This is a genomic window from Halocatena marina, from assembly GCF_023276375.1.
In the GTDB taxonomy this organism is placed as follows: Archaea; Halobacteriota; Halobacteria; order Halobacteriales; family Haloarculaceae; genus Halocatena; species Halocatena marina.
On sequence record NZ_JALLPK010000001.1, the window covers coordinates 3,505,603 to 3,531,759 of the forward strand.

The 26,157-nt window shown below is 55.1% G+C and carries 29 protein-coding genes and 1 pseudogene; 16 read left to right on the forward strand and 14 right to left on the reverse strand.

What is annotated here, in order from left to right:
* The first annotated feature begins 222 nt into the window (after positions 1 to 222).
* The gene (locus MW898_RS16585) at positions 223 to 510 is read left to right on the forward strand and encodes a hypothetical protein (protein ID WP_248908875.1); all 288 of its coding nucleotides are present in this window, start codon (positions 223 to 225) and stop codon (positions 508 to 510) included.
* A 31-nt stretch (positions 511 to 541) separates the two neighbouring features.
* On the opposite strand, the pseudogene MW898_RS26215 reads toward MW898_RS16585, so the two are convergent.
* Both MW898_RS26215 and MW898_RS16590 read right to left on the reverse strand, forming a co-directional pair.
* Positions 542 to 802 (reverse strand): annotated as a pseudogene (locus MW898_RS26215) (ketopantoate reductase family protein); the annotation flags it as partial.
* 12 nt (positions 803 to 814) lie between these two features.
* Complete coding sequence (locus MW898_RS16590; protein WP_248908877.1) at positions 815 to 970, reverse strand: hypothetical protein; 156 nt, start codon at positions 968 to 970, stop codon at positions 815 to 817.
* 127 nt (positions 971 to 1,097) lie between these two features.
* Here MW898_RS16590 and MW898_RS16595 point away from each other — a divergent pair, with 127 nt between their 5' ends.
* The 4 genes from MW898_RS16595 to MW898_RS16610 all read left to right on the forward strand — a co-directional run bounded on the left by MW898_RS16595 (position 1,098) and on the right by MW898_RS16610 (position 4,630).
* A complete protein-coding gene (locus MW898_RS16595; protein WP_248908879.1) occupies positions 1,098 to 2,204 on the forward strand; it encodes an NAD(P)-dependent alcohol dehydrogenase in 1,107 nt (368 codons plus the stop codon).
* 139 nt (positions 2,205 to 2,343) lie between these two features.
* A complete protein-coding gene (locus tag MW898_RS16600) occupies positions 2,344 to 2,943 on the forward strand; it encodes a DJ-1/PfpI family protein (protein WP_248908882.1) in 600 nt (199 codons plus the stop codon).
* Positions 2,944 to 2,958: 15 nt separating this feature from the next.
* On the forward strand, positions 2,959 to 3,867 hold the full coding sequence (locus MW898_RS16605) for a winged helix-turn-helix domain-containing protein (RefSeq protein WP_248908884.1): 909 nt from the start codon (positions 2,959 to 2,961) through the stop codon (positions 3,865 to 3,867).
* A gap of 64 nt (positions 3,868 to 3,931) precedes the next feature.
* Positions 3,932 to 4,630 (forward strand): class I SAM-dependent methyltransferase, encoded by a 699-nt coding sequence (locus tag MW898_RS16610; protein ID WP_248908886.1) that lies wholly within the window; start codon positions 3,932 to 3,934, stop codon positions 4,628 to 4,630.
* Between the two features lie 136 nt (positions 4,631 to 4,766).
* Here the strand turns inward: MW898_RS16610 and MW898_RS16615 are convergent, their stop codons facing one another.
* Positions 4,767 to 5,465 (reverse strand): archaeal proteasome endopeptidase complex subunit alpha, encoded by a 699-nt coding sequence (locus MW898_RS16615; protein ID WP_248908888.1) that lies wholly within the window; start codon positions 5,463 to 5,465, stop codon positions 4,767 to 4,769.
* Entirely contained in the window at positions 5,465 to 6,079 is a 615-nt protein-coding gene (locus tag MW898_RS16620) for an Ntn hydrolase family protein (protein ID WP_248908890.1), read from the reverse strand. Before MW898_RS16620 ends, MW898_RS16615 begins: the two co-directional genes overlap by 1 nt.
* A gap of 100 nt (positions 6,080 to 6,179) precedes the next feature.
* Between MW898_RS16620 and MW898_RS16625 the strand changes: the two genes are divergently transcribed.
* From MW898_RS16625 to MW898_RS16645, 5 genes are all read left to right on the forward strand, one after another.
* Complete coding sequence (locus tag MW898_RS16625; RefSeq protein ID WP_373689865.1) at positions 6,180 to 6,992, forward strand: lipoate--protein ligase family protein; 813 nt, start codon at positions 6,180 to 6,182, stop codon at positions 6,990 to 6,992.
* A 162-nt stretch (positions 6,993 to 7,154) separates the two neighbouring features.
* Positions 7,155 to 7,985: a deoxyribonuclease IV gene (locus tag MW898_RS16630; RefSeq protein ID WP_248908893.1), complete on the forward strand. Its 831-nt coding sequence runs from the start codon at positions 7,155 to 7,157 to the stop codon at positions 7,983 to 7,985.
* A gap of 4 nt (positions 7,986 to 7,989) precedes the next feature.
* Positions 7,990 to 8,781, forward strand: coding sequence for a class I SAM-dependent methyltransferase (locus MW898_RS16635; RefSeq protein WP_248908896.1), 792 nt, complete (start codon positions 7,990 to 7,992; stop codon positions 8,779 to 8,781).
* Between the two features lie 270 nt (positions 8,782 to 9,051).
* On the forward strand, positions 9,052 to 10,254 hold the full coding sequence (locus MW898_RS16640; RefSeq protein WP_248908898.1) for an ATP-binding protein: 1,203 nt from the start codon (positions 9,052 to 9,054) through the stop codon (positions 10,252 to 10,254).
* Between the two features lie 106 nt (positions 10,255 to 10,360).
* Positions 10,361 to 11,452, forward strand: coding sequence for an aminopeptidase (locus MW898_RS16645; RefSeq protein WP_248908900.1), 1,092 nt, complete (start codon positions 10,361 to 10,363; stop codon positions 11,450 to 11,452).
* Between the two features lie 5 nt (positions 11,453 to 11,457).
* On the opposite strand, the gene MW898_RS16650 is transcribed toward MW898_RS16645, so the two are convergent.
* Positions 11,458 to 12,108, reverse strand: a complete 651-nt coding sequence (locus MW898_RS16650; RefSeq protein WP_248909795.1) for a DUF7095 family protein — start codon at positions 12,106 to 12,108, stop codon at positions 11,458 to 11,460.
* A gap of 134 nt (positions 12,109 to 12,242) precedes the next feature.
* On the opposite strand from MW898_RS16650, the gene msrA reads away from it, so the two are divergent.
* Positions 12,243 to 12,794 (forward strand): peptide-methionine (S)-S-oxide reductase MsrA, encoded by a 552-nt coding sequence (gene msrA, locus MW898_RS16655; protein WP_248908901.1) that lies wholly within the window; start codon positions 12,243 to 12,245, stop codon positions 12,792 to 12,794.
* 5 nt (positions 12,795 to 12,799) lie between these two features.
* On the opposite strand, the gene MW898_RS16660 is transcribed toward msrA, so the two are convergent.
* Both MW898_RS16660 and MW898_RS16665 read right to left on the reverse strand, forming a co-directional pair.
* A complete protein-coding gene (locus MW898_RS16660; RefSeq protein ID WP_248908903.1) occupies positions 12,800 to 13,648 on the reverse strand; it encodes an aldo/keto reductase in 849 nt (282 codons plus the stop codon).
* 99 nt (positions 13,649 to 13,747) lie between these two features.
* Positions 13,748 to 14,545, reverse strand: coding sequence for a hypothetical protein (locus MW898_RS16665; protein ID WP_248908906.1), 798 nt, complete (start codon positions 14,543 to 14,545; stop codon positions 13,748 to 13,750).
* A 247-nt stretch (positions 14,546 to 14,792) separates the two neighbouring features.
* Here MW898_RS16665 and MW898_RS16670 point away from each other — a divergent pair, with 247 nt between their 5' ends.
* Both MW898_RS16670 and MW898_RS16675 read left to right on the forward strand, forming a co-directional pair.
* A complete protein-coding gene (locus MW898_RS16670; RefSeq protein ID WP_248908908.1) occupies positions 14,793 to 14,972 on the forward strand; it encodes a hypothetical protein in 180 nt (59 codons plus the stop codon).
* A 99-nt stretch (positions 14,973 to 15,071) separates the two neighbouring features.
* The gene (locus MW898_RS16675; protein ID WP_248908910.1) at positions 15,072 to 15,233 is read left to right on the forward strand and encodes a 60S ribosomal export protein NMD3; all 162 of its coding nucleotides are present in this window, start codon (positions 15,072 to 15,074) and stop codon (positions 15,231 to 15,233) included.
* 258 nt (positions 15,234 to 15,491) lie between these two features.
* On the opposite strand, the gene MW898_RS16680 is transcribed toward MW898_RS16675, so the two are convergent.
* The 4 genes from MW898_RS16680 to MW898_RS16695 all read right to left on the reverse strand — a co-directional run bounded on the left by MW898_RS16680 (position 15,492) and on the right by MW898_RS16695 (position 19,046).
* Entirely contained in the window at positions 15,492 to 16,235 is a 744-nt protein-coding gene (locus MW898_RS16680; RefSeq protein WP_248908912.1) for a DNA polymerase sliding clamp, read from the reverse strand.
* A gap of 171 nt (positions 16,236 to 16,406) precedes the next feature.
* Entirely contained in the window at positions 16,407 to 17,387 is a 981-nt protein-coding gene (locus MW898_RS16685) for an NAD-dependent epimerase/dehydratase family protein (protein ID WP_248908914.1), read from the reverse strand.
* Positions 17,388 to 17,518: 131 nt separating this feature from the next.
* On the reverse strand, positions 17,519 to 17,884 hold the full coding sequence (locus MW898_RS16690) for a HalOD1 output domain-containing protein (protein ID WP_248908916.1): 366 nt from the start codon (positions 17,882 to 17,884) through the stop codon (positions 17,519 to 17,521).
* A gap of 403 nt (positions 17,885 to 18,287) precedes the next feature.
* Positions 18,288 to 19,046, reverse strand: coding sequence for a TrmB family transcriptional regulator (locus MW898_RS16695; protein WP_248908917.1), 759 nt, complete (start codon positions 19,044 to 19,046; stop codon positions 18,288 to 18,290).
* 591 nt (positions 19,047 to 19,637) lie between these two features.
* Between MW898_RS16695 and MW898_RS16700 the strand changes: the two genes are divergently transcribed.
* The 3 genes from MW898_RS16700 to MW898_RS16710 all read left to right on the forward strand — a co-directional run bounded on the left by MW898_RS16700 (position 19,638) and on the right by MW898_RS16710 (position 22,495).
* Positions 19,638 to 19,907, forward strand: coding sequence for a hypothetical protein (locus tag MW898_RS16700; RefSeq protein WP_248908918.1), 270 nt, complete (start codon positions 19,638 to 19,640; stop codon positions 19,905 to 19,907).
* 106 nt (positions 19,908 to 20,013) lie between these two features.
* Positions 20,014 to 20,586 (forward strand): hypothetical protein, encoded by a 573-nt coding sequence (locus MW898_RS16705; RefSeq protein ID WP_248908919.1) that lies wholly within the window; start codon positions 20,014 to 20,016, stop codon positions 20,584 to 20,586.
* Positions 20,587 to 20,962: 376 nt separating this feature from the next.
* The gene (locus MW898_RS16710) at positions 20,963 to 22,495 is read left to right on the forward strand and encodes a cobyric acid synthase (RefSeq protein WP_248909796.1); all 1,533 of its coding nucleotides are present in this window, start codon (positions 20,963 to 20,965) and stop codon (positions 22,493 to 22,495) included.
* 71 nt (positions 22,496 to 22,566) lie between these two features.
* On the opposite strand, the gene MW898_RS16715 is transcribed toward MW898_RS16710, so the two are convergent.
* The 3 genes from MW898_RS16715 to MW898_RS16725 form a co-directional block, all read right to left on the reverse strand.
* On the reverse strand, positions 22,567 to 23,307 hold the full coding sequence (locus MW898_RS16715) for a GNAT family N-acetyltransferase (RefSeq protein ID WP_248908921.1): 741 nt from the start codon (positions 23,305 to 23,307) through the stop codon (positions 22,567 to 22,569).
* A 51-nt stretch (positions 23,308 to 23,358) separates the two neighbouring features.
* Positions 23,359 to 24,186, reverse strand: a complete 828-nt coding sequence (locus tag MW898_RS16720) for a phosphosulfolactate synthase (protein WP_248908923.1) — start codon at positions 24,184 to 24,186, stop codon at positions 23,359 to 23,361.
* 493 nt (positions 24,187 to 24,679) lie between these two features.
* Entirely contained in the window at positions 24,680 to 26,029 is a 1,350-nt protein-coding gene (locus MW898_RS16725) for an MmgE/PrpD family protein (RefSeq protein ID WP_248908925.1), read from the reverse strand.
* Between the last annotated feature and the right edge of the window lie 128 nt (positions 26,030 to 26,157).

Below are 26,157 nucleotides of genomic sequence, written 5' to 3' on the forward strand. Positions count from 1 at the left end.
ATTTACCGTAACATTTTATTACATCAAATTTCTAAGTACATTCTATATGGTGTCAAAGTACACAATAGAGGTGTCAATGGATGCTACACGGATCGAACGGCTACAATTAGATCGAGCGATTTCCTCCGGTTCAATTCTTCCGGAACCAACACTGAATCGAAGTACTATTTCGGCACTGAGTAAATTATTTCACCTAGGAGCACTGAGGTGGTACACATGTGTGTGAGGGTCAAGCTAACTGGTGTATTGACGCTGCGAGCGGGCGTCGAAGAATCGAGCGTCTTCGTTCCCGAACAGGCAACCATCACTGACGTGGTTGATGAACTCTCTCGGGAGTGTGGATCACAGGTACGCCCGGCCTTGCTGAAGGGCAATCGGCTCCGCTCGGACACTATCGCTGTTCGTGAATCGTCCGGATCGTCCCAGCGACTGTCGAGCACTAGCTCGGTTGATCCCGGTGACACCGTCCGATTCCAGTTTGAAGATCCCGACCAGCGACTCTACGCGTAATCACATCACACACCACGACAGCCCTCCGCTGTTACGATCCACTCACCCACGTTTGTTTTCTGGATCCAGATAGCTCTGTTCTAGCCCTCGAACGAGTTCGGTCACCGCACGGTTCATTGAAACGTCGACAATCAACCTCGGCAGCGAGATCGACGATTGCCCCATTGAGTTCGTCGATCTCGGTGTTCCGTTCGACATTGTGGTGCATACTGATCTTGTGCGACGGATACGTGCCAATCATCTCCCGAAACGATGCCAATACGTCATCGGTCAGCAGATAGATATTGTGGGCCGCAGCGACGGCTCACGCTTCGTCGATGAGTCGTTTCATGAGCCATTTGAGTCCAGCATCAGTCATCAGTTTGTCAACGGTCAACCGGGTGAGTGCGGCCTCCGGGAGTGTCGCAAGCCCGCGCAACTGCTTATCCCAGATATGTGGTGTTGGATCGTCAACGACCATTGTCTCGAAACTAGCGATGCTATTCGTGCGATTCGAGTGGTGTTACCCCCGGTCGCACAGGGTAGAACTGACGAAAGAACGGCGAAGATGTCGCTTATGACTGCTGGCAAGAAATCCATACGCCATCATGGATATCGAGGCAGCTGTCGTAGCGAAAGCGTCCGGGGATTTTCACATCGAAGAACTCACGCTCGATGAGCCCCGGGCGGACGAAGTGCTCGTTCGAATCGTTGCAACCGGCGTCTGCCCTGCTGATACTGCCGCACGTGATCAGCACTTTCCGATACCGCTTCCTGCGGTGCTCGGACATGAGGGGGCGGGCGTCGTCGAAGCGGTCGGCGACACCGTGACGAACGTCGAACCAGGTGATCACGTCGTACTGAGCTTCGACCACGATCAGACTTGTCGAAACTGCAGGGAGGGAAACGCCGCGTACTGTTCGAACATCGGTGCGTACAATTTCAGTGGTGTTCGGGGAACCGACATGTCTTCTCCGCTGCACAGAGACGGTGAACAAGTCAGTCTCTTCTTCGGCCAGTCATCGTTTGCCACACATTCAATTGCGAGCGAGCGTCAGGTTATCCCGGTTCCAGCGGACGTCCCCTTGGAGATTCTCGGTCCGTTGGGCTGTTCGATTCAGACAGGAAGTGGGACGGTTATCAACACGTTCGATGCCAATGCTGGGTCGTCGATCGCCGTTTTCGGCGTTGGGGCCGTCGGATTGAGCGCCGTGCTGGGGGCAGTCATAGCGGGGTGTACGACCATTATTGCCGTCGATCTGCTCGAAGATCGATTGGACGTGGCTGCGGATTTCGGTGCAACTCACGCTCTTGACTCGCGTGAGGAGGACGATATCACCGAGACGATTCGGGATATCACCAACGGTGGCGTCGATTATTCCGTAGAGACAACCGCTGTTCCACGCGTGGCTCGTCAGGCAGTTGCTTCGACACGAATTCCGGGAATCTGTGGACTTCTCGGAGGCGCATCATCAGAGCCAGATCCGACTCTCGATATGAACGACATCCTCAACGGTCGCATAGTTCGTGGCGTTTCACAGGGTGATTCGGTTCCTGAGATTTTCATCCCACAGCTCATCGATCTCTATCGGCAGGACCGCTTTCCCTTCGATGAACTCATCACGTTCTACGAGTTGGACGAAATCAACCAAGCATTCGCAGACTCAGAAAACGGTCGTGCCATCAAACCTGTGCTGTGCGTTGATGAAGTGTAGACAGAGACGGCTCGTTGATCGGGCGGTCCATCGTCCGATAGCTGCGTTGTGCCGTTTCTCGGGTGAGGGATTGTCGCGGGTGTGACACAGCACCTCTTCCGACCGGAATGTAGTAGTTCACTCTCTGAGAACTGTGGCTATGACAGTGACTGACGTACAAATAGCCCTCTACGAGGGATTCGACGAACTCGACGCCATCGGTCCATACGAGGTACTCGATAACGCGGCCACGTTCGGTGCTGACATCGACGTTCGGCTCGTCACGCTCGATTCGACGTCTGTTGTGACCGCGAGCCACGGGCTGCGGGTCGAACCAGACGGTACGCTCTCGGAACCGGACGTGCTGATCGTCCCCGGTGGAGGGTGGAACGATTCCTCTGAAAAGGGCGCGCGCACTGAAGCTGAGCGCGGCGATCTCCCGGACGCAGTTGCCAATCTGTACAGTGAGGGAGGGATGATTGCCTCCGTTTGCACCGGTGGTATGATCCTCGCACACGCAGGGGTGCTCGATGATCGGCCCGCGACCACACACGCCAGTGCGATCGATGATCTTCGTGAGTTTACAACCGACGTTCGAAACGAACGCGTCGTCGACAGCGGGCGGGTGCTCACAGCAGGCGGTGTGACCTCGGGACTCGATCTCTCGCTCCACCTCGTCGAACAGATCGCCGATAAGACAACAGCAGACCGGGTTGCAGCAGAGATGGAGTACGAGCGCCGGGCGGCTTATCGGCCATGACGGCGTATCGGTGGTATGACCGATGCCGACACGGCCGCACCGAGTGAGGCGTTCCAACCGCTCGGCAACGAAATCCGGACGCGGATTCTCACGGCGCTCCTCGATGACGAACGCGGTCCGCGCAGTCGAACGTTCTCTGAACTCGCCGAAACGAGCGGAGCGGACACCACGGCGGGATTCGCTTATCACCTCCGACAGCTCACCGATCACTACCTTCGCGAGACGAACGACGGCTACACTCTCACTGATGCAGGTGTACGGATCGCACGGGCCATCGTGTCCGGTGCGTACACCGACAGCGTCGACCGCGATCCAGTCTCGATCGACGATCCCTGTCCGTTCTGCGATGAGGATGCGCTCGTCGCCGCCGCGACGGACAACACCGTCACGATCGACTGCCAGCTGTGCGAACGGACGCTCCTCCGATTACCGTTTCCACCGGGAGGCCACCGAACGCACACTGATGAGATGTTTCCTGCTGCGCTCGACCGTCTCTACCGCCACCGTGTCGCGCTCATGACCGACGGGAGCTGTCCTGAGTGCGGTGGCGCATCGACCGCGACTGTCGGATACGCACGCGCAGATTCGAGCTCTGACTCCGGTGACGCTGTTTCTCACTCCGACTCTCGTTCTGACTCCACGGACAAGCCAGCGCAGTTACAGCTCGACTGTCTCGGGTGTGGGTATACGCTTAACTGTCCAGTAACGCTTGCTGTGCTCGATCATCCGGCTGTTATCTCCTTTTACCACGAGCAAGACGTTGACATCCGCGAACGCCCGATCTGGAACGTGGGTCGAGAATGGCGCGAGACGATCCTCTCGGACGATCCGTGGTGTGTTCGCGTCTCGACGGAAATGGTAGATGAGGGATTGGAACTGCTTGTCGGACAGGACGCAACGGTGGTTTCTGTCTCTCGGTTCTGAAATGGCAATCGGTACCGACGCTCATTACTGATTTATTACAATTGATCTTGTATAGCACACCACAATGACCACCGATCCGTTTGGTCGTGCCATACGCGATCACTACCTCGGTAACCGGGATGAACCACTCATCGACCGAGACGGTGACGAGACGCGTGAACACTCCATCGAACAGTGGTATTTCGGAGAACACGACGAAGACGCGTGGCGCGACTCGTGGATGGAAGGGCCGTTACTCGATATGGGTGCTGGTGCAGGGAGAGACGCCCTCTACTATCAAGAACAGTTCGAGACGGTCGCCATCGAAGTGAGCGAACAACTCATCGAGATACTGCGCGATCGGGGCGTCCGCGACGCTCGACTGGCGAATATGTTCGAACTCCGCGGTCAGTTCAACCGTGACCGGTTCCGGTCGGCTCACGCGGTTGGGACGCAGGTTGGGCTGGCCGGATCGATGGCTGGCGTTCGCCAGTTTCTCGCGGATCTCGCATTCGTGACGACGCCCGATGCGGCCGTCGTTTTGGATAACTATGCCCCGGAGAAGGACGCCACGAAGGACGTGTTCGCCTTCCGTGAGGATCCCGCGCCCGGACTCGCGTACCGCGTCTACCACGAGGCGTACAAAGGAGGTGTCGGGAAAACGCTGTTGTTCCGCTTGTTTAGCGTCGATCGGCTTCGAGAAGCGACAATCGGGTCACCGTGGGAAGTCACAGCAGTCACGTACGGGGATGTCCAGTGGAGGGCAATACTGGAAAAAGTATAATGTTCCACTGAACCGTTCTATTACGTCAGGAGGCTACCGAGACATTCACGGGCAGTACGACTGCCGTTTCCAATAACGGGAGTTGATGAAGACAGTTCACGAACGCTTCGTGCTCGTGCTGGTAGCTTCTCGATTTTTATAGTACGCTCTCGATTTCGTCCTGTTCGAGCGTTCGGTAGCCGTCTTCGTCGATGATGGCGACAGCGACGTTTTCGGGGTCTGGGTCTTCCTCATCGGTGAGGACCGAAACAGCGAGCGAGTAGGCTGCATCGATGCCCATCTCCGGATCGTATTCGGCCTCAAGCGTCGTTTCCATCTCGTCACTGCTGCCGCCGATGGCGGTCGCCTGCCACTCGTATGGTGTTCCGGACGGATCTGTCTCGAACAGCTGTGGTTTGCCGTCGACGTAGCCGCCCACGAGGAGCGCCGCTCCGAACGGGCGCGTGTGACCTGCCTGCGTGTACTCTTGGATGTGTTCGCTCACTTCGACCGTGAGCTGCTCGGGTGTGATCGGCTCTTCGTAGCGTAGTTGCTCAACTTGGGCCGTTTGGCGGGCTTCCTCGACGAGCTGGCGCGCGTCGGCGACGTGTCCCGCGCTTGCAACACCGTTGTGATCGTCGATCTTGTGGAGCTTCTCGATACTCCGTGGTTCGAGCAGCGACGAGCGAATTCGTCGTTCGGCCGCGAGCACGACGCCATCGACCGCTCTGACCCCAACGCTCGCTCCGCCGCGCTTGACTGCTTCTCGTGCGTATTCGACTTGATACAGACGCCCATCGGGCGAGAAGAGGCTCGTTCCCCGGTCGTACGCCTGTCGATCGTCTTGTCCTCGCATCAGTGTACCTCCGTAAGACTATCGTATGATTCCATGGTCACGTCCTCGGCAGTAATGCGCGCGACGGTGATACCATTACCGCTTGCGGTGTCGCGCTCCATCGCGCTGTCGACTGCACTCGCCGCAACCGAAACACCCTCCGAAAGCGTGAGATCCTCGTGATAGAGCCGTTCGAGCGCACCGGTCGCCAACGAAGTACCGCTCCCACTTGCCGCGTACGTGTCTTCGAGGACGCCTCCTGCGCCGTCAATTTCGAACACGCGCGGGCCTTCTTCGTCGACTCCCCCGAGCAGTGGCATGGACGCTGTCCCTCGGATGAGATGTCCAGCAGTCCGAGCGAGCGCTTCCATGCTCATCGGTTCGCCACGCCGAACTTCGTACAGATCCGCCTCTGAACGAAGCCGCCGGATGAACGCCTGCCCGCCACCGACGGAGCCAGACATCGTCACTGCTGCCGATGGGTGAACGTGTTCGATTTTCTGAGACTGTTTGTTCGAGACGAAGCGTCCACCCAAGCTCGCCCTGCGGTCGGCGGCGAGCACAACACCTCCTGTCGTGACGAGACCGACCGTCGTCGTTCCCGTCTTATGAACGGTCATATCTTCCGTTTCCATATCTATGCTTCCGCTCCGGTATCGAATAAATTCTCGCTAAAATATCTTTTAGTCACGCCCGTACACAATCGCTTTTACCCGGTAGCGACCACACACAGGCGTGACTGCTCTCAGCGAGAACGATTGGCGATTGGTGCGCGAGGAATCGCTGACAGGGCCGATGTGCATGGCACTTGATGCGGTGGCGGCAGAAACCGCTGTCGCGGGCGGCCCTCGTACTGTTCGCGTCTACCAGTGGGAGCCCGCAACGCTTTCACTTGGTTACCATCAGAACCCTGAAGATATTGATTGGGACTTTTGCGAACGTGAGGGTATCACCGTTACCCGGCGTCCGACCGGCGGTGGAGCCATCTACCACGATACGTATGGTGATATCTCGTATTCGATCATCGCGCCTGCGGATGAACTTCCCTCCGACCTGATGGAAACCTACGAGCTACTCTGTCAACCGCTCCTTGATGCTTGTTCGGTCATGGGCGTTCCCGCCGACTTCGCCAGCGAGACGGCTCCTGCGCTCCACGAACCTGCGTGCTATCTCCGAGATATCCACCCGGCGCACGACGTGATCTGTAATGGGGATAAACTGAGCGGCAACGCCCAGTACCGACGACGAGACAGCATCATCCAGCACGGCTCGCTCACCTACCACGCTACCCCCGAACGGACTCTCAACTGTTTCGTCGATCCGGGCGTCTCCACCGAACGGGTTCACGAGCGCATTACTGGAATCGACGAACACAGCGACGTTTCGCGCACTGATGCAGTCCAAACGCTCGAAAGCACCCTGAAAACGTGGGCCAACGCCACTGAGGACGGATGGACAGACGAGGAACGAGCGCGTGCACGAGAGATTGCCGATGAAAAATTCGAGCGCAGCGCGTGGAATCGAGACGGTGACGATCCGATGACGTAAACGACAGTCGTTCGTTCCAGACGCTGTGAGAGCGTGTCGGAGCATCGAGACAACCTTCACTCTCGTCTTTCATTATTCATTAACTAGTGGTGATATGTCTAGAAAGGTTACAGACGCACTGTACTCCGAAGCCACTATCCTTTCCGGTCCAGTAGCGCGGGTATGTTACGAGTTGGAGCGCACGTCTCCGTTGCTGGCGGCGTCGAAAACGCGATAGGGAATCAACTCGATGTCGGTGGCAACTGCGGACAGATCTTCACCCATTCTCCACAAGTGTGGCAGGAGCCGAACATCGATAACGGACAGGCCGAGGCATTTCGTGAGGGTACCGCTGCGAATCTCGACGGTCCGTGGGTCATTCATTCCTCGTATCTGGTCAATCTTTGTACGCCGAAGGACGATCTCCGTGCGAAATCTATCGAGAGCATGCAATCGGAGGTTGATGCGGCCCACGCGCTCGATATCGGGTACGTGAACGTCCATCTCGGCGCGCATACTGGGGCTGGCGTCGAACAAGGACTCGACAATGCAGCGAGCGCCCTCGATGAGATCGATATTCCATCGGACGTGACCGTCCTCGTCGAGAGCGACGCGGGGAGCGGGACGAAACTCGGTGGCGAGTTCGAGCACCTTGCAACCGTTCTCGAAGACTCAGCCCACGACCTCGGCGTCTGTCTCGATACGGCCCACATGTTCGCTGCGGGCTACGATCTCTCTACGGAGGATGCTGTTCACGAGACGATAGAGGAGTTCGATGCCGTCGTCGGAGTAGACACGCTGCAGTGTATCCATCTCAACGATTCGAAACACGAGTGTGGGACGAACAAGGACGAACACGCTCACATCGGGAAGGGATACATCGGTGATGAGGGTATGGACGCGATCATCAACCACCCGGCTCTCGAAGACGTCCCTCTCGTTCTCGAAACGCCGACGGAGAACGGCAAGAGTTTCGAGTGGAACATCGACCGCGTCAGAGAACTCAGAGAGTAACATCGTGCGGCGTTTTTCCACCTCCTATCTCGACGAGACGAGACGCGGGATGTGGGAGTCACGAGCGGCGCTGTCTCCACTTTCGCTCGCGGATCGGGATCTCGTTCTGGATGTCGGCTGTGGGACGGGTGAGCTATCGTCGGTGCTGTGCGAGGAATCTTCTGGAAGCGTCGTCGGTCTCGACCGTGATCGGTCTCTGCTCCGAGAGGTGTCCGTTCCGACGATCCAAGCCGACGCGGTCGAACTCCCTGTTCGAGACGATGCGGCCGACTTGGTGGTGTGTCAGGCGCTGCTCGTCAATCTTTCCGACGCCGACATCGACCGTGCGCTCGCGGAGTTCGTTCGCTGCTCGTCCGATCTCGTGGCCGTCATCGAACCGGACAACAGCGCTGTCAACGTCGAGTCAACCGTTTCCGAGGAGAGTGACCTCGCAGCTCGTGCACGGGAACACTACATCAGTGGCGTCGGAACAGACGTTACCCTCGGAGCGATTCCCGATCGACTGCGCGAGCACGGACTCACTGATGTGAAAACGCGACGATACGACCACGTGCGGACGATCGAATCGCCCTACGGCGAACGGGCAGTCGAGGCAGCCAAACGGAAAGTGACCGGATCACGGATCGCACAGCAACGAGATACGCTCCTCGCTGGCGGCATGAGCGACAAAGCGTACGAGTCGTTCCGCAGCGAGTGGCGAGAAATGGGTCGAGCAATCGTCGAGGCGATGCACGCGGGCACGTACCACCGGAAGGAAGTGATTCCCTTTTTCGTGACCGTTGGTCGAATCGTATAGCATCGAACGACAGCGTTCTGAATCGAGGCCGTATTTCGACAGAAGAATCAATGTGTTTTGTTGGTGTAAAAAGTATCAAAAGATGGGAAACGGCTAAGCCATTATCGTAATAATAATTATCGAGATAATTTCAGCCTGATTATTATTTATGGCCGAAGGCGGGTCGGAAAGACGGAACTCATCAAGGAGTTCTGTAAAAGAACCTCTCACATGTATCACCTCGTCTCGCAGGAGTCAGCCATGACTCAGTAAGAGAAGTTTATCGAGGAGTTGGCAGCTCACAGCGGGGATCGCGTTCCCCGCATTGAGGATTGGCACGACGCAATCGATTATCTCGGTGAGGTACTATCCGATGGGAAAGAGTTCGTCGCTATCGACGAGTTTCCGTATCTCGTTGAGTCAAGCGATACCATCCTCTCCGCACTCCAACACTTCATCGACACGATGAGCGACGATGTGACTTCAACACTCGTTCTTTGTGGATCGAGCATCAGTGTCATGGAATCGGAGGTACTCGGGCACGAGAGTCCTCTCTACGGACGACGTACAGCACAGATTGATCTACAACCGTTCAGCTTCGCTGATACACTCGATGTTATTGACTATCCATTCGAGGAGAGCGTTCGTTCGTTCGCAGTTACCGGTGGAATGCCGATGTATCTCATGTTGTTCGACTACGATCAGCCCCTCGAAACGAACGTATTGAACAACCATCTCTCGAAGACCTCCATTCTTTATAACGAGCCTGAGTTTCTTCTCAGAACTGAACTTCGTTCACCATCTCGGTACATGAGCATACTCGAAGCAATCGCGAACGGCTACACGACTCCGAATGAGATCTCCGGTCAGACAGCGATCGATTCTGGCCCGCTTTCTGGCTATCTAACACGTCTCCGTCGGCTCCGTCTGATCGAGCGCGAGGTCCCAGTAACAGCACGAGAGAAGAAATCGAAACGTTCTGTCTATCGTATTGCTGATGATTTCCTCCGATTCTGGTTTCGGTTTGTCGAACCGAATCGGTCCGGAATCGAACAGGCACCCCAGTTCGTTCTCGAAGAACGGATCGTTCCAGAGCTCAATCGATTCGTTTCGAAGACGTTCGAGGATATCTGTCAGGAACTGCTCTGGCGTCTTGTGACTACAGACCAATTGAAGTGCTCGTGCGACGCGATCGGGCGGTGGTGGCACGGTGAACACGAGATCGACATCGTTGGACTCGACGACCGAACGCCAGCAGCCGTCTTCGGTGAGTGCAAATGGACGAACACACCCGTCGGAATGAGCCTCGTCGAGAAACTCCGAGAGAAATCTGACGAAGTCCGGTGGAAGCGCAATGACCGCGATGAGGAGTACATCCTCTTCTCGAAATCGGGATTCGACAAAACGCTCGACGAAACGCTCGACGACCGATGGCACCTCTACGATCTTGAGCGGATAGCGCGTGTCTTTGATAGCAGTAAACCGACTGTATAGGAATTACCTGCGCGTCGATTCGAACTATCATTCGTATTCTGATCTCCATTTTCGTTCTTCGTTTTTCTCCTGAAAAGCTTATGAGACCGCGTCTGCACCGACGGATATGGATCCTCGCATCCGAGAACACGCAGAGGTCGTCATCGAGCACTCCACAAAGATCGAGTCGGGAGATAACGTCATCATTTCTGGCTCTCAACTCGCGGATGATCTTGTCGTTGCACTGTATGAGTTGTGTGGCGAGCGCGGCGCGAATCCGATGCGGATGGGTGCCGGTGATCGTGCCATGCGGGCATATCTCAACGCTGCTGATCCCGAATCGTTCGATCTTCCGGATCACGCGATGGCAGCGACGGAAGCGACAGACGTCTTCATCGGTATCATCGGTACGGCGAACGCGAGCGAACGAAGTGACGTCGATCCACAGACGACGAGCGCGTACAAGCAAGCAACAAAACCGATTGCAGACGAGCGGATAGGAAAACGCTGGGTTGCAACCCAATTCCCAACTCCGGGGAACGCCCAGAAGGCCGAGATGAGCACCGAAGCCTACGAGGATTTCGTGTGGGACGCGATCAACAAGGACTGGGACGCCCAACGCGAACATCAAGCGCAGTTGGTCGAGATTCTCGATCCAGCAAGTGAGGTTCACATCAAAAGCGGCGACACGACCGATCTCACGATGTCCATCGACGGAATGAAAACGGTGAACGACTACGCTGAGAAGAACCTCCCGGGTGGCGAAGTGTTCACCGCTCCGATTCCCGATTCCGTCGAAGGAGAGGTTCTATTCGATATGCCACTCAACGTGCAAGGCCGCGAGATTCGAAACGCCCGCCTCGTCTTCGAGGACGGTGACGTGAGCGAACACAGCGCCGAAACGAACGAAGACGTGTTGACATCCCTGCTCGACACCGACGATGGTGCTCGACGGCTCGGGGAGTTGGGCATCGGAATGAACCGCGATATCGATCAGTTCACCCACAACATGCTCTTTGACGAGAAGATGGGCGACACTGTCCACATGGCGATCGGACGGGCAATAGAGGAATGCGTTCCCGATGGACAACCACTCAACGAAAGCGCAGTCCACACGGACATGATCGTCGATATGAGTGAGGAATCGTTCATCGCGGTCGATGGTGAGGTCGTTCAGCGCGACGGAACGTTCGTCTTCGAGGACGAATTCGAGAACTAGAGATACTACACGACATCGCCGCGGACTGTCGCACCGGTTTGACGCTCGCGGTAGTGTTTGATTGCGTTGGCGGCTTCGGTTGTTTCGTCTGCGTCCATCCCGAGCATCTCCAGCGCGTCGGGGAGCGTCGGAAAGACGAGCTCTCCCGAACGAAGCTTCTCGAACGCATCCTCACTTTGGGTGCCGTCAACCCAGAGACAGACGCCGCGTGGATCAAGGATCTGTTCGTAGTCCTGTCGAGCCATCGCTCCTTTCAGGCGCTGTGTAACGTTGTTCTCGAACCCAGTGTTACACACTTCGAGGTGGATCGGCTCATCGTCGATGAGGTGGGCAGCGAGGCACTTCTCAGGGGCCGCATGGCCGTTCGTGTTCGCACAGAGCGCCTCTGGGTGTGCGTCGGCCCATTCAGCGCTGACGGTCTTGCCGACTCCTTCGATTCCGTGTGACTCAATGAATGCTTCTTCCTTCGATGCGTCTCCGTGGAATAACAGATCTTTGGTGAGGTAGACATCGAGGCGGTCGATGGGGTCGATTCCGAGCGCGAGATCGCCGTAGACCCACACCTCCCGCACGGGAACGGGCATCGAGTCCTGTTCGACTGTCTCGATGAGACGCGCGAGGCGGTCGACAGCGTCCGCCCGAGAGAACTGGGACATTATCAGCCCGTACTCTTCGGAGGTGGAAAACACACTCGCTCCACTGGCGATAATGTCCGTATCAGCGCCTACGCTCCTGTCGAGTCCCCTATCGACAGTCGCAAGAGCGTGTGCACGTATCTCTACGTAGAACCATGTCCGACAGTGAAGACAGCGAACGGAGCGCGTACGCAACGCTTGCGGGCGGTTGTTTTTGGTGTATCGAAGCCCCATTGGAAGAACTCGGTGGTGTGCGTTCTGTGACGTCTGGGTACGCGGGTGGAACGACCGAAAATCCCACGTACGAAGAAGTATGTTCTGGTACAACGGGTCACGCGGAAGTTGTTCACGTCGAATACAATCCAGATACAATCGTGTTTGGAGAGCTTCTCGCTGTATTTTTCACCATTCACGACCCCACGACTCTCAATCGACAAGGACCTGACGTTGGGACCCAGTACCGATCTGCTATCTTCTATCACGACGAGGACCAACGAGAGACGACAGAGGCGTTCATCGAGGAGCTCGAATCGTCAGGCGAGTACGACGAAATCGTTACCGAGGTGGCACCACTCGAAACGTTCTACGAAGCCGAAGCGCACCATCAAGATTACTACGAAAAGAATCCGAACAACCCCTACTGTACTGTCAACATCGACCCCAAGCTTGAGAAGATGCGCAAACAGTTCGGAGAAAAGCTCGAATAGAGCGTTCAATCCCGTAGCTGTCGGTATTCGTCTTCGGACAGTTCGATATCCGCGGCGGCAGCGTTCTCTTCCAGATGCTCGATGCTCGACGTTCCCGGAATCGGGAGCATCACTGGCGAGTGCTGGAGCAACCACGCGAGCGCAATCTGGTGGTGTGTCGCCTCGTGTGCCTCGGCAACCGATTCGAGTGCTGGCACTCGCTTTTCGATGGAGCCTGCGCCGATCGGTGACCACGGCATGAATCCGATGTTTGCGTTCTCACAGGCTTCGAGGACACTTTCAGAATCCCGCACGGCAACGTTGTACTCGTTTTGGACTGTTGCGATCTCGACGATCTCTCGCGCTTGATCGAGTTGTGTCACGTCGACGTTGCTCAATCCGATATGATTGATCACGCCGTCGTCTTTGAGCTCGGCAAGCGCCGTAATCGAGTCCGCAAACGGGACGTCTGGGTCTGGACGATGGTACTGATAGAGATCGATCTTATCGACACCAAGACGATCGAGGCTGCACAAGAGCGCGTTACGGAGGTAGTCGGGATCTCCTCGCGGTATCCAGTCGCCGCTTCGATTGCGGAGGAGCCCGCCTTTCGTGGCAATCACCAGTTCATCTGGGTACGGATGCAAACTCTCGCGGAGCAACCGCTCACTCACTCCCGGCCCGTACGAGTCAGCAGTATCGAAAAAGTTGATACCGAGATCGACTGCACGACTGAGCACGTCTGTCGCAGCGTCCGGATCATCTGGACGTCCGATGATGTTTTCACCGGTAAGCCGCATCGCGCCGAACCCGAGTCGGTGGACGGTTACCTCGCCGCCGATGTCGAACGTATCGCTCCGGGGTTCTGTGGCCATCCCCGAAAAACACCCGAATCGCAGTAATCTCTTTTGGCGCTGAATCCCAAAACAGTCGGATAATATATTAATTTCGTGTGTATCAACTGTGGAAGATGGTCACGTGCGCCACTGACTGATACGCGAACGGATCTCGTATCCCGTGACCGAGCCGTCAGTACCGTTTGCGATCCGACGCAATCGATCCCTTCGTCTATCAGATATATTGATGTCGTTCGGTGTGAGCCGCCGTCCACGATGCTGATTGTAGCTGCCGACCCACGCGGGTTCATCGGGGACACTCTCGTCAGTGACATGCTCGTAATCGAGTGCAACGACGTTCCCTGTCCGTGAGACGCCAATTTGTCCTTCTCCGTCGAGACCCAATCCCAGGCCCGCATCAGCGAGTCGGTTTTCGAACGACGCCACGCGCCGTTCGTACTCTTGTTGTTGTTGGGCTGTCTCCTCGTTCTGTGGCGTCGCTATTCTGTTCGGGTAGTCGTATCCGATGGTTTCGACTTCTTCCATTACGAGCCACCGATAATTCGAGGCGTGGTCGATGACTGGTGCGAAGAGGTCCGTAACGCCCCGTTCGGCTGCTTGTTTCCAAATCACCGTCTCAATCCAGTTACTGAGTTCTGTGTGACTGGCTTCGTCTGATACGTCGAACTCGATCTTGAGAACGTAGTTGTGGGATCCTTGAACGATTGGCTCACCGTCCATTCGGTGTGGAAGCCTTCCGGCAACTCGATTGCCAGAGCCAACGCTCCAGCCAAAGTCATGGATCGCTGTGAGCTGCTTCCATCCGCTGTATGGGTCGGTATCGTACTCTTCATACAGTTCTTCCGTGAGTTGGTCACAGAGCGCTCGTCCGCGATCTGTGAGTGTCACGCTTGATTCAGTCGATGGCGCTTTCATCGCTGGTTGGTCGGTCCTCGTACGTGACTTGTATCGTATCTATCGTATCAATCAATCGGTTTTCATAGCAAACATATGTATGAGTAAATGTATGGATCCTCACGAAGAGAGGTAGTTAACGGATATATGACCTAACTGATATCCCTACAGAAAGCTTATACCGCTTCCTTACCTACTTCATAGTAAGATCATTGAGATAGCATTATCATTTGATATACTATTGGATGATCAAATTGGGCGAGATACAATGAGTGTAATCGAGAAGCTCAGCGATGCTTTCTTCCAGGAGGAGCAACAGTCTGAACCATATGCGTGCCAGCACTGTGGCTGTCGGTTTTCACTCCAACACCAGGTCTGTCCCAAGTGTGGTGGCTACGCAATTGAACGCGTCGATTGGTCAGAAATCATCGGCTCTGAGTCTGAATGATTGCTTGAACGGCTCAGTGCTTGTTCTATACACTTTCCCTTTCTCCTCGTCGTGTGTCCCGTGGAAACGATTATGACGTTTGCTCTGGTACATATACCCATGGCAGATAAGATCACAGTAACAGGTTTGCCCCGATGTCTGAACTGTGGGTTCGAAGCACCGCTCGACGGAGGCGAATGGAACTCTGCCGAAGTCCCGCCGCTTGGTGATCTTACGCGGTGTCCTGAGTGTGGGAGTACGAATATCCGGGGTCAGTGGTAGGATGAGCCGATATTTCACTGCCGGCTCTGAGTTCTCTTGACGCTCGTCTTGTGAGTAGACTGTGGCTGTTTCAGTGTGGCTCGTGGCCGACTCTCTGTGAGTTCATGAGTGAGAGGTGGAAATACTCGCGTAGAGCCGTGTATCCGGCACAATCTCTGAACTACGGCACGAGTACCTCCGGCAACCAACCATCGGAAACTATTCGGGAGGTCACAAACGCGCTCTGCTATGCAGTTTGGATCGAGCAGACTGTGTAGCCTACTCGCCCTGGATGCGTGGGGCGAGCACGAACGTCACTGTCCCCTGTCCTTCTGCGATGTCGAATTGGATATTGACGGGGAATTCCTCACCAAGTTCGACGCTCACCTCAGCATCATTTGGAATGGCCTTGTTCATTTCCTTGAGGTAGTCGAGGCTAAACAGCGAGTGAGCATCACCGGCGGTGAGAGTAATGAGCTCGTCGCGGTCGAGTTCGAAATGGACATCGTCAGTGTCGCCCTCTGCATCGACGTAAAAGTACTCCGAACTGGCATCGACGCCGAGAGCGATGTGATCGGATACCATGTCTGCGGCCTTCACAGCACGGTCGATATCTCTCCCTTCGATGACGGCTGTCGCGGGGAGATCGATGTCGGGTAGGTCCGGTTCCTGCCTGATGGAATCTGGATCGATGAGCGCGAGCGTGTATTCGAGACCATCAATCTGGATGTTGAGCTTCCGTGTCTCTTCATCGAGTTCGAGATGAATCAGGTCATCTGCGTTGGCCATTCCGGCAATATCTTCGAGGCGAGCGAGGTTGACACCGATCGTCTCATCGTCGGTCTCGTAGGACTCGAACGCGCCTGCATCGAGTCGAAGGTCAACCATCCCTGCGTTGGCCGGATCAACAGCGCGGATCGTAAAGCCTTCATCATCGAGCCGGATTTTGCACTCGTCTACTAACACGCTGACCGAGTCGAGCGCCGACAAAAGCGTCCCCGAACTCACGATAGCCTTGAACATGGATGGCGGTTCTCTTCGACGGGTTAAAAAACGATTCATTACGTGCGTGGTGGCAATTCTCACGACAAATGACTTCCTTGAAATATTGCTAATCGTGAAATAGATGTTTGCTGTTTTGCATGTGTTATTCTAGGTACTTCGATGTGCGAGACGAATGTCCCGTTCGGGTGACTAGATCGTTTCGAGCACGTCGAGTACACGTTCTTCGGAGTCACGATCGGGCCCGCGTTTTTCAGAACTGTCGGCGCTGTTGATGTGCTCGACTGTTTCTGAGACTGCCTCTGAGAGTGGCGTCGAGCTCCATCCCATCGACTCGAGCTTGTGTGTATCGAGGACGTGCGGATAGTCACGGTACAACGGGAAATCGGACGATTCGAGATCGGCAATAGCGAGTTCGCGCTCACTCACTTCGATGAGGTCTACGCTCGTTCCGACGCTGTCAGCGAGAAGATTGATCCATTCCGAGAGCACCGGCAACGAGTGATCACCAACGTTGTACGCTTCACCGGGATCACCCTGTTCGGCAATCGTCCGAAGGCCCCGTGCCACATCATCCACGTACACAAGGTGTCGGAGTGCTGTGTGTGGAACGAGCAGACGATCGTAGGTGCTCACTCGATCGACCCAGTACTCGAAGCGTCCTGTGTAATCGTATGGACCGTAGACGACGGGTGGACGGATACTCATCGCGCGAACGCCGCGTTCTCCAGCCTCGAAGACAGCCCGATCCCCAGCAGCCTTTCGGGGTCCGTAGGTATCCCACGAATCATCGACTGCCTGCTCGGACGTACACTCACACAGTGGCGTCTCATCCTCGCGCTTGGGAACGACCTCAGTGCCGTAAGCTGCACCGCTTGAGACGTACACGTACGCATCAGCATCGGCAAAAATCTCCGTCGCTGTGCGTACGTCGCGGGGGTAATACGCCACGCAGTCGATGATGAAGTCCGGGTCGATGCGATCGCGCGCGCGTACGAGCGCATCATCATCCGTTCGGTCGCCCTTGTGATGGACGATATCTTCGTCGTCGGTGAACGGGTTCTCGTGTTTTCCTCGATTGAAGATGGCAACCTCATACCCGTGTGCGCGAAATTCTTCGACAGCGTGACGACCGACGAACCGTGTTCCTCCGATAACGAGTACGGTTTCCATGCACAACCGACGAACGGTGTCGGGAAAAATGTGAGTGCTCGGTCGGTGTGTTCATTTTGAGAGGCTATGTGTCCGACCCGTGGATCTGTAGCGTATCTCTTCGATCGTCCAAAATTCCCTCTCTTTCCTCTTCACTTGAGAGTATCAGCAAAAACAGGTTCGGAAACGATAACTTGACCATCGCTCGTTACTGTTACACAAAATCCTCGATACCGAAAGTGTACTTTTCCGCTACAGTGGCGTTGCTGACCCAGAAGTGTTTGTTCGAAGAATACGGCTTCGATAGCCGTGACGTTGACTGCTTCGAATAGTGATGATCCGAGAGTTGTGATTTCGGTGTTTTCTGCGTCTGCAACAGCTGAAACGATCTCCTTTACGAGATCAATGTCGCCATCACACTTAAACGAGCGGCGCACGATCGGACGCCACTCCAAATCATCGTCACTGTTGGGTAATAGGTGATCTCTGTCGGCTTCATCAGTGGAATCTGTCGGCATTATCTGACTTTGAAAATCTCCTCCGGTCGATGGTTTGAATGGTGTCTAGTACACCGACCGTCAATACTGGGGCCGGCCGTCGCTGTGTGCTCGTTCGTTTCCATGTTCCGGCTGTCTACTGTCTTGTCCATTACCATCTACTTGCTTTCTATACTATAACATTTCAGCACCCGATTCATGTGCTATACAACTGACTGTGCCGTTGAAAATGTGTTGTGAGTATCTGAGTTACGAACTGATTATGCATCGTGAATCTCGATGAATGACGCCATCATTCGATACCTAAGACTTCTCATATGGTATGAAATTTGTCCTTTGATCTGTGTTTCACATACCATCTGGATCTAGAAAATTCCTGGTTATGAGGAAATGAGCTCTTGTTCTGCAGCATTTCTCTGATCGTCTAACCCAGCCACCACTCGACAATAGTTGTAAGGACGGCAACAAGACTGTTCTGCGTACCAGTTCCCCAAATCGCTGTTTCCGTCGATCCATCGTTCTCCGCCAGTGTGCTCATGAGTACGGTTTTGTGATCAGTGACGAGTAAGCGGCCGGTCGGTGGGCCGTCCCACGCCCACGGTGGCTCGATCAGTTCGGCCGCTGGAACTGCAGTTTGGAGCCGTTTGTGTCCTGTCTCCGTGCTGTTGGCGAGCCGAACAGCCACTCCACGCTCGCTTGCGGCGCGCAACTCGGTTAAGATCTCCTCACTCAACACTCGGTCAATCGTTAGATAGACGATCTCGTCAGTTGCAGACGACAGATAGTTGCTGACACGATCATCGACTGCAGCGCTCCCAGTAGTGGTCCAGACGCCGCGCTGTTCCTGCTGGCGTTCTGCAGGTTCGAGGTCGGCTAGCTGGCTAGCAAGCTCTGTAACGGTGTCGTCGTACTTGTGTCGGAAGTGACGCAACGTTGTCTCGCGCCCAACGGGTTGGAACTGCTTCGGTGAGTTATTTTGGACATCAACCAGTCCTCTGTCCTGAAGGCGCTCGACCGCATCGTAAATTCGCGTCCGGGGAACACTGGTCGTCTCACTCACTTCGCGGGCGGTTCCACCCCTGAGCCGCAGGAGTGCGACGTAGATAGAGGCTTCATATTGACTCATCCCGAGATCTTGTAGGAGCTCGACAGCCATGGGCTGGACAGGTGGCGACTCGGTCACGAGGATTCCTCCGGTACCACGCCAGCAGTATCTCCACTATCGCCCGCGAACTGACCGTCTACACGACGCTTGCATTTCGGGTGAGCCGGTGGATGACAGCAATATTGCATACGAAAGCGTAAGTGGTCGATCTATTTGATCTCTTTGTGATTATCTGAGTAAATCACATTCTGCAGCACGGCTCAGAGACGAGACAATGTGCACTCTCCTCTGACACTCGGTTGACAGCTGGCGATCGATCGTGATCAGCTCACCGCTGACGTCGTGAATTTTCAGAATTTCTTCTCTGCAACAACTGATCTGGTGACGAAATAATACAATTGGTATTAATCGATGAATTCGAACCGACACTGCTTCTTGTTGAATATAGAGAAAATGATATAATCTGTCGGTGGTCGTCTGACGAAGTTCTACGGACGATGTGGAAATAAGTATATGATTGGGTCGCAGGCGTGGTTCGGGTTACTTTGAGATGATCTGTGTTTTAGGCGACAACGGATACGGTGAGATTTGTTCGTTGATTCGCATCAACGGGGAGATCTATCAGTAGAAAACACAACTACTATCCCATATCCTAGTCCTCGCCCAGCCATGGAGCCGATCACTGTCCTTCTTTTCGTTTGCAGTGGTTGTATTGTGATCTTGGTCGGTCTATACAGCACCATTGCACTCTCTCATTACGTTCGGGGCGACTCACACTCAGAACGCCAACGCACGCCGTGGGCAGCCAACCGGAACGGAACTGACAGCAATACTAACGAGACTAAACAACGACAGCGTCCGGGTCAGCGTTCCATCGACGCGAACGAGACTGAGGATGAGACTAACCTATCAGAATGGCAATGGCAGTCTCAACGCTGATTGACCTAGTATTGACAAACTGTCTTCTCTAATCATGATGATCTATTGTAGGAATAGTCCAAACACAGTAAAAAATAATACAAAAGGCTGCATGAATATTTATGATATGAAATCTGATGATGATATGGACCCTATCAAACAAGCATTAATCGAGGTGGATCAGCGACAACGTGGCCATTTGTCTCAGACAAAGTACGAGAATCTCCGCGATGATCACCATCCCTCTGTTTCTGATATTCTATACAAGTGTGGGTGGAACGACATCAAAGAGGAAGCAGGACTTCATATCGATCCGCGCTCGACACGTGACAAAGTCACGAAACGTAACGCGATTACAGCCGTCAAAACTGTCTCTCAGCGTATGGATTGTGAAATGACGCTTGCGAAATACGACGAACACCGCGATGACAATCACCCGTGCGGTGGGAGGATCGCCAAAAAATTCGGGTGGAGTAGGACAAAAGAAGAAGCAGATCTCGAGCGTCGTGAGTATCAATCTGAGATTTCACGGGAAACAGCGATCAGGGCAATTCAGACAGTGAGTCAACGCGTTGAGGGAAATCTTACGATCGCATCGTACAACGAACATCGAGACGAACACCATCCCAGCGGGCACGGAATATCGAGTAAACTCGGGTGGAATTCGATGAAGGAGGCTGCTGGGTTGACCCCTCGCTAGCAAAGCGTTTCGGGAATCTTTTTTGTCTGATCGGATTGTTGGTGGGAAGCAGGCCGTGTTGCTGAGGCTAAACTTACATTTGAACACTAACATCGCTATACTTTGGTCTCAACTCTTCTATGCGACCGATCTTACGGAGTCTATTGGAAGGAAACCAGTAGACTGACGAATGACGTAGCGGCAAAAAGCCAAATATTGATAAATAAATACCAGAAATAGCTGGAATTTAATATGTAGGTTGAACTAACTCCGCAAGAAAACGAAACATTCATTATGGCAGCGTTAGGGAATTGCGGTGGAGGACGCAGGGCGGCGCACGCTCCCCTTGTTCCTCTCGCGCCCGGCCGATGACTCGGAGCGACACACGCTCAACCCCATGACTCACACGCTCCTCGTCGCGGGCACGGCGAGCCACGTCGGCAAATCAACCGTCGTTGCTGGGCTTTGTCGCCTGCTTGCCACCCGTGACTCCCCTGTCGCTCCGTATAAGGCGCAGAATATGTCGAATAACGCTCGTGCAGTTGCAACGCCGGATGGAGAGGCTGGCGAGGTCGGTATTTCGCAGTACACGCAAGCCCGCGCGGCCCGTATTCGTCCAACTACAGACGTGAATCCCGTTCTTTTGAAACCGCGCGGGAACGGCGAATCGCAGCTCATCATTCACGGGTGTGCTGTCGGCCACTACGGTGCAGGCGAGTATTACGCCGAGCACTGGAACCGTGCTCATCTTGCTGCCCGCGAGTCGTGGAAACGCCTCGCTGACGAGTACGACCACATTATTGCCGAAGGCGCGGGCTCAATCGCGGAGATCAACCTCCACCACCGCGATCTTGCGAACGTCGAAACGGCCCGCTTTACTGACGCTGATATTCTCCTCGTTGGGGATATCGAACGCGGTGGTGTTTTTGCAAGCCTCGTTGGGACGCTGTCGCTCATGCCGTCGGATCTCCGCAAACGGGTCATCGGTTGTCTCATCACGAAGTTCCGCGGCGATCGTTCATTACTTACCCCCGGTATCGAGGCGTTCGAAGAGCGGACTGACGTTCCCATTCTCGGCGTGCTTCCGTACAACGATCCAGGTCTTCCCGAGGAAGACAGCGTCTCGCTTCCTCCACGTGGAGAACGAGCTACGTTCGGTGCGAACGATGGGGTTTCAGACGAACGAGCGGTCACAATCGCCGTCCCGCGTCTCCCGCGCATTTCGAACTTTACTGACCTCGAACCGCTGGCGCGCGAACCGGGCGTTCGCATCGCGTACCTCCCGCTTACCAACCAGATTCAAAATGCCGACGCGGTTGTCATTCCCGGTACGAAAAATACGGTCGATGACTGTCTTGCGCTCTGCTCGGCAGATTTCGATGACCGTCTTCGGGCGTTCGATGGTCCGATCGTCGGTCTCTGTGGCGGCTATCAGTTGCTCGGAAGGCGGATCACGAACGCCGCGGTTGAGGGGACGCGTTCTGTCGAGGAAATCGAGGGGATCGGTCTCCTTCCCGTCGAGACACGATTTACCGAGGAGAAGCACGTCGAACCGGTTTCCCGACCAATTCACGGCTGTGGTCCCCTCACGGGAGCGTCCGGAGTCGTTGACGGCTACGAGATTCATATGGGCGAAACCGTGGCGCTCACGGCGGTCGATCGACCGTTTGATGGAATGGGTGCGGCGACTGACCGCGTGCTTGGAACGTACGTCCATGGTCTATTCGAGAATGAGACTGTACGTGATGCATTTCTCGACAGCGTCTTCGAACACGCGGGTATCGAACGCTCCCCGACACTGACTAAGAGACAAACGATAGAGGCAGAGCGTGAGTCCGAGACTGAGACGGAAATAGAATCACCACACGACCGCGCAGCTGCTCTCGTTCGCAAGCACGTCGATCTCTCTGCGCTTGGACTCGCTGAGTGAGAGACAGTAGTGATGTGATATATTGAGAAAACACTGGACGGGAGGATCAGACGACTCGAATGGGCCTGTCGCTATAAATACGCCCCATCCCACTCGTCGGGTCTGTGAACGTTTCCACACGTCGTGCATTTGATTCGGTCTAATTCATCGACCGTTTCGACTGCCGACCCGCAGCTCGAACAGTAGTATCCGTACTGCTCTTCGTAGTCGGCGTCTGTGTACAGTCGGTGGAGCGGAGCTTCGTCACCAGGTATCTCCTCGCTGCCGACGAACCGTTCTTGACCCTCTACTTCGATCGTCGATGGAACGTCTTGAGATTCGGTGTTGTCATCAGCCGTGTTCTCAGACGATCCGTAGATGTGTTCATCCCACGTCTCGCCACCGAACTCGGTGTCGCGTTGGTCGATTCGTTCGTATCCGAATTGTTCGATGAATGCCGAACCCTCCGAGTTGCTGGCGAGGATTCGGGCGCGGATATCGGTCGTGCCTCGATCGGAGAGTCTCTCTCTCGTCCATTTGAACAGCTCCGTTCCCGCGCTCTGGCCTCGTTCTTCCGGATGAACGTGGAGCCAGAGCAATTGCCCCTCGCTGTCTGTGATCTTTGCCTCCGAAAACCCAACAACAGTATCGTCGATTTCAGCGACACCGATAACGCTATCAGCGAGCCGATCCGCCATCGTCCGCGCGTCGAACCACTCCTCCACAATAACATCAATACCGGTGGGGCTGATTGCATACGACGCCTGTATCGATTGTCGTGCGATGTCGTGGATCGCCGTGACATCCGCCTCGGTTGCTTTGCGGACGTTCATACGTGTAGTTTTGTCCGTCGAGCGGATGAAACTGGTGATGACGGAGACACTTCACTCACCATACGATGTGATCCGTCCCCACGTCGATTTTTTGCCCCACAGTCCCGAACGCATGCACTCACATTCGACGATCTGGGAGTTGTCGATGAACAAATTCACGTTTGGTCCGAAGTTCTTGATGTACCACTCGAACATCTCTGGACCGGGGGCCTCGAAGACGCAGTTTTCGATGCCCAACTCTGTGGCGATCTGATAGGCAACGTCGGTTCGCCAGTCGGTCACGCTCTCGGTGATGCCCTCTGCCTCGACCATGAGTTTGTACGCGCCCGCATCGAGGTGCCGACGGCCTTCGTCGATTGCCAGCGCCGGGTCCTGCTGAGTCTCCTCTAACAGCTCCTCCTCACTCGATGCTCCACCAGCACCGAACTGAACGTTAATTTCGGGTTTGGCTTTCAAACCGTGATCGACGACGAGTTCGGTGAGTGAAACGATGTCATCCACGTCAATCGCGAGAAATCCCGACGAGATTTCGACGATGTCGAAGCCTAACTCACCTGCCTCGACAACGTAGTCCTCAACGTGCTCATTGTCCGCGACGAGAACGTGCTCGATGAATCCACCAGTCGAAACAGCGACGTCGAACTCGTGACACGTGTCGATCAGCTCACGAACCGCGTCCTCGGGCATCAGCGCGAACGACCCACCGGAGAACTTGTAGATATCCACGTAGTGACCCATCGTCTCCAAGAGATCGCGCAGCTCTCGCGGTCCCATCGGATCGTAGTACGGGCCCCGTATCTCGGTGATGCCCTTCTCCCGTGGCTTGTCCGGACGATCGTTCACCCGAAGAAAGTCAAAGGCACGGTTGTCTACTGGCATGATTCTAGCCTAAGAGCGTCAGTCACTTATCGATTGACGGGGATTGTGCAAGCACCGACACAGTTCGAGATATCGACCTCCTCTAACGATTAGTGATGTGGTAAGAATTGATTGAGCGGTACATATTCATCACTTCGATACATATACGATTGAAGATGGTCCTACAATCATTTCCCTCCAGCATCGTTTCGATATCTGTCTTCTTTGGAGTTTCATGGGCATTAATTACATATTTGTCATCGAGAATAGTGGATGAAATAGTAACAAATAATTGGATCAATATCATTGTCACTGCGGGGATGTCAGGTACCGCAGTGTATCTTTTGCGACTCGCAGGTATGTCTGGTATCTCGCCGTTGCTCTGGTGCGTCGTTACTATAATCGTACTTGGCGTCCTCAAGTGGCTGTTCTCACAGAGCACACCCCGGTTCACTGTCGTGTGATCGACGACGGTCCCTCCAAAAAAATTATTTAACGTTCGAAACTGCAAGCGTTACTCCAACAGTTCGACGAGATCAACCACGTCGCACGTGTCCAGTGATTTCACCGTTTCGATGATTTCGTTCTGACGCTCCCGAGCGTAGCGATCGTCAGTCATCGTCGTGAATTTCTCCTCGATCTGTGCCCACGACATTGGGTTGTTCGGGTGGCCACTGAAGTCGTCTTTTTCGATCTGGTACGTGCTATCGTCGAGTTCGATCTCGATATTCGCCGGCATCTCGCCGTTTTCGAAGCGTTCGGTGAGCACTTCGTCTTCTTCGACCGTCACCTTCCGGAGAAGTGTCTGCACGTCATCGCGCTGGATCCGCTCAGGATCGTAGGCGTCGTTCGTCATCTGGCGGTCGATGAGCGCAGCGGCGAGCATGTACGGCAGCGAGTGGTCGGCTTGGGCTTTCGTTTCGACCTCATAGCGCGATCCCTCGCCACCGCCGATGATGAGCTTTGCACCCTCGAACGTGTCGAGGTGGATGGATTCAACCCTCGAAGCGTCGATATCGTGCTCTTCGGCGAGTTCAATAATCCCCTCGACTGCGGATTGGGCGTACGTCTCCGCGACGTATCGCTTCGTCATGGTGTCAAACACCCGTTCGCATCCAGTGTCGAGGTCGATCTCGAACTCGCCGCTGACGATCTGTTTCCACCCTTTTTGCCCCTCGAACAAGTTCGTTGGGCCTTCCATACCGTGATCCGCCAGCGCGACCGAGTAGACGGCGTTACGGGCTGCGTTCGCGCTTGCGATGCCCTTCCACTCGTTGATGCCACCAGTCCGCGTTACCCGGAGCGCGTTGTGTGCTGTCCCAGCGATACCGATCGCATTCCGAAGTTCCTCGCGGTCGAGTTCACTGACCAGACCGGCTCCTGTTGCGGCCGAGAGGACGGTGTGAGTGACGTGATCCCAGCCCCGGTCACGGACAGGTGCGTTCCACGCCAACTCACCCTGCACCTCGTACGCGACCCCGATCCCTGCGAGCAGGTCGGCACCAGTGAGTCCTTGTTGCTCTGCGCACGCGATCACACTCGCAATGTTGTCGCTCGGGTGTGGCGTCTCTCCCGGCGCGAGAAACGAGTCCATATAATCGAGATACCGTGTGAGAGTGGTGTTATACAGTGCGGCGGTCGGTGGTGCCGCCGTATCGTCGCTTCCCCACAATCGACACGGACCCGCTGTGTCCATCTCGACGCTCGTTTCGTGGACGATTTCCACTGCGTCGGCTCCGAGCGCGCCGACAGCAATACCGATTGAATCGAGTACACGCTTTTTGAGCTCTTCTTGAACGTCGTCTGATAGCTCGTCGTATGCGACCGACAACGCGAAGTCGGCGAGTTCGGCTGTCGTCGTCATAGATGGTGCATCTCCGGGAACTCCGATAAGCCTGTGGCCGGCACAGCAAACCTCCGTGTGATGGCTCCCACTCGGACGAGGAGCGGGCAGAGTGTCCCATGACGAGCGCTTATATACGATGGCGAATC